General features: G+C 72.0%; 7 protein-coding genes. 6 read left to right on the top strand and 1 reads right to left on the bottom strand.

Features of this window, described 5'->3' with window-relative positions:
- Positions 1–735, bottom strand: a 735-nt coding sequence (locus GH736_RS14050; RefSeq protein WP_268891243.1) for a thiolase family protein, incomplete at its 3' end; no start/stop codon positions are given.
- Between the two features lie 127 nt (positions 736–862).
- Between GH736_RS14050 and GH736_RS14055 the strand changes: the two genes are divergently transcribed.
- The 6 genes from GH736_RS14055 to GH736_RS14080 all read left to right on the top strand — a co-directional run.
- Positions 863–2,065 (top strand): substrate-binding domain-containing protein, encoded by a 1,203-nt coding sequence (locus tag GH736_RS14055; protein WP_159604330.1) that lies wholly within the window; start codon positions 863–865, stop codon positions 2,063–2,065.
- A gap of 22 nt (positions 2,066–2,087) precedes the next feature.
- On the top strand, positions 2,088–2,843 hold the full coding sequence (locus tag GH736_RS14060) for an ABC transporter ATP-binding protein (protein ID WP_159604332.1): 756 nt from the start codon (positions 2,088–2,090) through the stop codon (positions 2,841–2,843).
- Complete coding sequence (locus GH736_RS14065) at positions 2,840–3,562, top strand: ABC transporter ATP-binding protein (RefSeq protein WP_159604334.1); 723 nt, start codon at positions 2,840–2,842, stop codon at positions 3,560–3,562. Before GH736_RS14060 ends, GH736_RS14065 begins: the two co-directional genes overlap by 4 nt.
- Positions 3,559–4,434, top strand: a complete 876-nt coding sequence (locus GH736_RS14070; protein WP_159604336.1) for a branched-chain amino acid ABC transporter permease — start codon at positions 3,559–3,561, stop codon at positions 4,432–4,434. The genes GH736_RS14065 and GH736_RS14070 overlap by 4 nt, the downstream gene beginning before the upstream one ends.
- The gene (locus GH736_RS14075) at positions 4,431–5,609 is read left to right on the top strand and encodes a branched-chain amino acid ABC transporter permease (protein ID WP_159604338.1); all 1,179 of its coding nucleotides are present in this window, start codon (positions 4,431–4,433) and stop codon (positions 5,607–5,609) included. Before GH736_RS14070 ends, GH736_RS14075 begins: the two co-directional genes overlap by 4 nt.
- On the top strand, positions 5,602–7,173 hold a 1,572-nt coding region (locus GH736_RS14080; RefSeq protein WP_159604340.1), incomplete at its 3' end, for a class I adenylate-forming enzyme family protein. The genes GH736_RS14075 and GH736_RS14080, both read left to right, overlap by 8 nt.

Raw genomic sequence — 7,173 nt, forward strand, 5'->3', positions numbered from 1 at the left:
CGTGATGGCGCCGCCCTCGGCGAATGCCGGGCGAAGGCGGCCGAGCACCTCGGCGGTCGAGTCGGGGCGCACGCCCTCGTCGGCGGCGACGACGACCGGGTCGCCCTTGCGCTGCGGCACCTCGACCGACACGATCTCGTCGTCGAACACGCCGTCGGCCTGGGCCCGACCGGCGCGCGCGTGTGACGCGGCGGCGATCTCGTCCTGCTCCTCACGGGTGAGGCCGTAGCGCGCGTTGAACCGCTCGGTCGACGCGCCCATCGACTCCTGGTCGAACGCGTCGGTGAGGCCGTCGTACGCCGCGTGGTCGAGCATCTCGACGCTGCCGTAGGCCCAGCCCTTGCGGGACCCGGGCACGAGCAGCGGCGCCTTGGTCATCGACTCCTGGCCGCCGGCGACGATGACGGATGCCTCGCCGAGGCGGATCATGCGCGCGGCATCCGTGATGGCGACGAGGCCCGACAGGCAGACCTTGTTGATCGTGGTCGCGGGCACCCGCCACGGGATGCCGGCCGCGACGGCCGACTGCTTCGCGGGATTCTGGCCGGCACCGGCCTGGAGCACCTGGCCCATGATCACGGCGTCGACGTCGTCGGGGGAGACGCCGGCGCGCTCGAGGGCGCCGCGGATGGCGGCCGTGCCGAGCTGCACCGCCGTCTGGCCCGCGAGGTTGCCGTTGATGCGGGCGAACGGCGTGCGCGCCCCCGCGATGATGACGACGTCGGGGTTGCTCATGTTCCGGGACTCCTTCGTTCGGGTTGCGAGCGTTGCGCTTTCGACCCTATTGTACTTTCCTGAGACCTGAACCACCTGTCAGGTTCCAGAGCACACGTCCAGCCATTCACTGTTGAGAGGCACTCACATGCGGGTTACGAAGAAGTACCTCGCGACGGCCGTCATCGCCGCCGCGTCCATTGCGCTCGTCGGGTGCGCCCCGACCACGGCCGCGGGCGGCGACGCCGGGGCGACCGACGCCGGTGCTCCGGTCAAGGTCGCCATGCTCACGAGCCAGACCGGGCCGCTCGCCGCGTACGGCGCCGCGTACACCGCAGGCTTCGAGGCCGGGCTCGACTACGCCACCGACGGCACCGGCGCCGTGGACGGCCGCGAGCTCGACATCGAGTGGGCCGACGACCAGGGCAACCCCGACACCGCCGTCTCGAAGGCCAAGGACTTCATCGGCCAGGGCTACCAGATCCTCGCGGGCACTGCCGCGTCGGGCATCGCGACGGCGCTCGCCGAGCAGGCCGAGCAGAACGAGATCCTCTACATCTCGGGCCCCGCCGCGGCCGACGCGATCACCGGCGTGAACGACTACACGTTCCGCTCGGGCCGGCAGACCTACCAGGACGTCGCCACGGCCGGCACGTTCATCGGCGACCCCGACGGCAAGAAGGTCGTCGTCTTCGCCCAGGACAACGCGTTCGGCCAGGGCAACCTCGCGGCCGTGCAGGCCGTGCTCGGCGGCCAGGGCGCGACCGTCGAGGGCGTGCTCGTGGCCGAGGACGCCACCGAGTTCACGCCCTTCGCGCAGCAGCTGCTCGCCGCCTCGCCCGACCTCGTCTTCGTCGCGTGGGCGGGCGCCTCATCAGGCGCCATGTGGACCGCGCTGTCGCAGCAGGGCGTGTTCGACGCGGTGCCGGTCGTGACCGGCCTCGGCGACACGGCCACGTACGGCGCGTACGGCGACGCATCCGCCGACATCTCCTTCCTCAACCACTACTTCGGGGGTGCCGCCGGCACCGACGCCGAGGCCGCCATGATCGAGTACCTGGAGGCCAACGGCGAGACGCCCGACCTCTTCTCGCCCGACGGCTTCGTCGCCGCGCAGATGATCGTGCAGGCCGTGCGCGAGGGCGGCGACACGGTCGACGGCATGGTCGACGCCCTCGAGGGCTGGACCTTCGACTCGGTCAAGGGCGAGATCACGGTGCGCGAGGACGACCACGCGATGATCCAGCCGATGTACCAGGCCAAGCTCGTGCAGGACGGCGCGAACTGGGTGCCCGAGCTCGTCGACACCATCGACGCCGAGACCGTCGCGCCGCCCGTCGCCGGCGAGTGACCGGACGGACCCGAAGGCAGCCATGACCGACCACCCGATGCTCGCGCTCGAGCACGTCGGCCTCCGCATCGGCGGTGCCCGCATCCTGCACGACGTGTCGCTGCAGGTCGCCCCCGGCGAGATGCTCGGCGTGATCGGCCCGAACGGCGCCGGGAAGACCACGCTCTTCAATGTGATCTCCGGTGTCGTGCGGCCCACCGGAGGCGTCGTGCTCCTCGACGGGCAGGACGTCACGGGCGAGCCGATCCACCGGCGGGCCACCGCGGGCCTCGGGCGCACGTTCCAGACGTCGAGCCTGTTCCCGGCGCTCAGCGTGCTCGAGAACGTCCGGCTGGCTGCCCAGGCGCACGCGGGCCACGCGGCATCCGTCTTCCGCACTCCGCGGCGCACGGATGCCGCGACCCGCGCCGCGCTCGACGCGCTCGCCGAGGTGGGCCTCGCCGATCGCGCCGAGGCCGGTGCCGCCGGACTCGCCCACGGGGAGAAGCGCAAGGTCGAGATCGCGATGCTCATCGCCATGGACCCGAAGGTGGTGCTGCTCGACGAGCCCATGGCGGGCGTCGCGTCGGGCGACGTGCCGGCCATCACCGAGGTCATCCGGGGGCTGCATCGCGGCGGTCGCACCGTGCTGATGGTCGAGCACCACATGGAGGTCGTGCTCGGCCTCGTCGACCGCGTCGCGGTCATGCACCACGGCGAACTCCTCGCCGTCGACACCCCCGAAGCCGTCATGGCGAACCCGACGGTGCAGTCCGCCTACCTGGGGGAGGCGGTATGACCGAGCCCATCCTCGTCGTCGACCGGCTCTCGGGCCGCATCGCCGGCCAGCAGGTCGTCGAGGACGTGTCCTTCGACGTCCCCGCGCTGGGGGTCACGGCGCTCCTCGGGCGCAACGGCGTCGGCAAGACCTCGACGATCAAGTCGATCCTCGGCCTCATCGAGCGCACCGGCGAGGTCCGCCTGGCGGGGACGCGCGTCGATCGGCTGCCCACCCACCGCATCGTGCAGCGCGGCGTCGGCTACGTGCCCGAGGACCGCGAGGTCTTCGGCGCCCTCACCGTGGGCGAGAACCTCCGCCTCGCCGAGCGCGACGACCGGCCGCGCCGCGACCTCGTCGAGCGACTCTTCCCCGACCTCGTCGAGCGACGCGCGCAACGTGCGGGCACGCTCTCGGGCGGACAGCAGCAGATGGTGTCGCTCGCTCGCGCGCTCGTGAACGAGAACCGGTTGCTCCTCGTCGACGAGCCCACGAAGGGCCTCGCCCCGCGCATCGTCGACGAGGTCGCCGCCGCGCTCGCCGAGGCGGCGAAGACCGTGCCGATCCTCCTGGTCGAGCAGAACCTCCACGTCGTGCGCGCCCTCGCCGAACGCGTCGTCGTGCTCTCTGGCGGCCGGGTGGTCTTCACCGGCTCGGCATCCGACCTGCTCGACGACGACGACCGGATCCGGCGCTACCTCGGCGTCCACGACGCCACCTCGGAAGGACGATCCCGGTGAGCACCCTGCTCCTCCTCATCATCACCGGGCTCGGCCTCGGCGCCCTCTACTTCCTCGTCGCGAGCGGACTGTCGCTCATCTACGGCCTGATGGGCGTCCTGAACTTCGCGCACGGCTCGTTCCTCACGATCTCGGCCTTCCTCGGCTGGGAGGTCGGGCGTCGCGTCTCCGACGGCACCTGGGCGGGCCTGGCGATCTCGGCGGTCGTCGGGATGCTCGTCGGCGCGGTCGTCGCCGCGGCGACCGAGTACCTCCTCATCCGCCGCCTCTACGAGCGGCACATCGAGCAGGCGCTCGTCACCGTGGGGCTCGCCCTCGCGAGCGTCGCACTGTTCGAGGGCATCTGGGGCACCGACCCGATCTACACCCAGAAGCCCGAATGGCTGGGCCAGACGACCGAGATCCTCGGTGCGAAGATCCCGAACGACCGGTTCCTGCTCATCGCCTGCGCCGCGCTCGTGCTCGGCGGCATCGTGCTGTTCCTCCAGCGCACCCGCTACGGACTCATCATCCGGGCCGGCGTCGAGAACCGGTCGATGGTCACCGCGCTCGGCATCGACGTGCGGCGGTCGTTCACCATCGTGTTCGCGATCGGCGGCGCGGCGGCCGGGCTCGGCGGAGTGCTCGCCTCCGTCTACTACGGCTACGTCTCCGCGCACCTCGGGTCGGTGCTGCTCATCTTCGCCTTCATCGTCACGGTGATCGGCGGGCTGGGGTCGCTCACCGGCGCAGCCATCGCGTCGGTGCTCGTCGCGGTGCTGCAGCAGTTCGCCAACTACTACCTGGGCGGCACCGGCGACCTCGTCGTGGTGATCGCGCTCGCCGCGGTGCTGCTCGTGCGCCCGCGTGGACTCATGGGGAAGGTCGCATGAACCCGCAGAGAACGGATGCCGGGGCGCCGGCCCACGAGGTCGACCCCGTCGACCGGGCCGACGCCGGGGAACGCTCGGCCGTGGCATCCGCCCGCCGGCCCTTCCTCCTGATCGGCGGCGGCATCGCGCTCGTCGTCGTGCTCGCCATCCTGCCGCTGCTCGCGATCGACCTCCCGGGAGTGCTGCCGGGCCCGACGTACACCCCGGGCACCCTGCAGCTGCTCGCCTACGCGATGCTCATCGCGGCGCTCGCCCTGAGCTACCGCATGATGTTCGGGCTGGCCGGCCTGCTCTCGTTCGGCCACGCGCTGTTCTTCGCGGCGGGCGCCTATGGGCTCGGCATGACCCTCGACGCCTTCGCGCCGGTCAGCTGGCCGAGCGAGCTCATCTTCGTCGGGTCGATCGCCGTCACCCTCGTGCTCGGAATCGTGCTCGCCGCGACGGTCGGGTCGCTCGCCCTGCGTGTCACGGGCATCTCGTTCGCCATGGTCACCCTCGCGTTCGCGCAGGCGGGCTCGGTGCTCATCCGGCGCAACCCCGGCGGGACGACCGGTGGCGACGAGGGGCTCTCGCTCGACATCGACCACGTGCCCGACGCGCTGGTCGGCGTCGTGAACACGCGCAACCTCTACTGGCTCGCGCTCGGTGTGCTCGTGTTCGTGTACCTCGTCGTGCTGTGGGTCGAGCGCAGCCGGGCCGGGCGCGTGGCCGAAGCCGTGCGCGAGAACGAGCTTCGCGTGCGCGTCATCGGCCTGCGGCCGTACACGGTCAAGCTGCTCGTGTTCATCGTCGCCTCGGTGCTCGCCGCGATCGCCGGCATGGGCTACCTGCTGCTGCAGTCGGGCGCCTCGCCGCGCATCGCGACGGCGGACTTCACGCTCACCCTCCTCGTCATCGTCGTGCTCGGAGGGGTGGGCTATCGCTGGGGCGCGATCGTGGGCGGTATCGTCTACACACTGCTCGACCAGCGACTCACGGCGCTCGCGGGCTCCGACCTCATCGCCGGGCTGCCCGCCGTGCTCCGAGTACCGCTGTCCGAGCCGCTGTTCATCCTGGGAACGCTCTTCATCCTCGTGGTGCTGTTCCTCCCAGGGGGGATCGCGGGCATCCCGCAGCGCATGAGCACGGGCCGGAAGCAGCATCCGGCCGAGACGGAGGAGGCCGCGGATGCCTGACGGCCTGAACACGCTCGGACGCTGGACCCGCGACCGGGCCCGCGCCACCCCCGAGCGCATCGCCATCGACGACCGTGGCGTCGTCGTGACGTATCGCGAGCTCGACGCCCGATCGGAGCGGCTCGCCGAGGCGTTCCGCGCCGCCGGCTACTCGATCGGGGACCGCATCGCGACGATCACCGGCAACAGCGCCGACCACGTGGTGCTGTTCTTCGCCTGCGCCAAGGCCGGCCTCGTGCTGGTGCCGCTGTCGTGGCGGCTCGCCCCGCGCGAGCTCGCCGAGCAGCTCGACATCGCCGACCCCGCCCTGCTCCTCGTCGAGAGCGAGTTCGAGTCGCTCGCCCGCGCGACCCTCTCGCGCCTTCCGCAGCGCATCCCGAACGCGCCGCTCGGCGCGCACGGCGTCGAAGCCGAGGTGCCGGCGCCCGCCACCGGCGCCCGCCGAGCGGCATCCTCCGCCCGTCGCGACGTCGGCGACGACGACGCCCTGCTCATCATCTTCACCTCGGGCACGACCGCGACGCCGAAGGGCGCCGTGCTCACGCACCGCAACTGCTTCTTCACGAACCTGTCGCTCTCGCGGATCGCCGAGATCGGCGCGGCCGACACGGTGCTGGCGGTGCTGCCGCAGTACCACGTCGGCGGCTGGAACATCCAGCCGCTGCTGGCGTGGTGGACGGGGGCCACCGTCGTGCTCGAGCGCACGTTCGATCCCGGCCGGGTGCTGCACCTCATCCAGGAGCGGCACATCACGACGATGATGGGCGTGCCGGCCAACTACCTGTTCCTGGCGCAGCATCCCGACTTCGCCGGCACCGACCTGTCGAGCCTCGCGCACGCGATCGTGGGCGGCGCCCCCATGCCCCCCGCGCTGCTGCGCACGTGGCACGCGCGCGATGTCGCGCTCACGCAGGGCTACGGCCTCACCGAGGCGTCGCCGAACGTGCTGTGCCTGCCCGACGAGGACGCGCGCGTTCGCGCCGGCTCGGCAGGCAAGCCGTACCCGCACGTCGACGTGGCCGTCGCCGACCCCGTGACGGGCGAGCACCTCGCGGGCGCAGCCGAAGGGGAGCTGCTCGTGCAGGGCCCCTCCGTGTTCGCCGGGTACTTCCGCGACCCGGCGTCCACCGACGCCGCCCTCGTCGATGGCTGGCTCCGCACCGGCGACCTCGTGCGTCGCGACGTCGACGGGTTCTTCACGATCGTCGACCGCATCAAGGACATCTACATCTCGGGCGGCGAGGGCGTGGCCCCCGCCGAGGTCGAGGCCGTGCTCATGGGGCATCCGGCCGTCGCCGACATCGCCGTCGTGGGCGTGCCCGACGAACGCTGGGGCGAGGTGGGTGCGGCCTGGGTCGTCGTGCACCGGGGGCGGGTGACGGATGCCGCGGAGCTGGTCGAGTTCGCCTCCGCGTCGCTCGCCCGCTACAAGGTGCCGCGGGAGGTGCACTTCGTCGAGGAGCTGCCGCGGTCCACGGCGGGCAAGGTGCTGCGCCGGGTGCTGGCTGAGCGGGTCGTCGCGGCGGCCGCCCGGCCGGCCGACGGTTCGGTCGTCGCGTCGGCG

Source organism: Agromyces humi, assembly GCF_009720255.1.
GTDB classification, from domain to species: Bacteria; Actinomycetota; Actinomycetes; order Actinomycetales; family Microbacteriaceae; genus Agromyces; species Agromyces humi.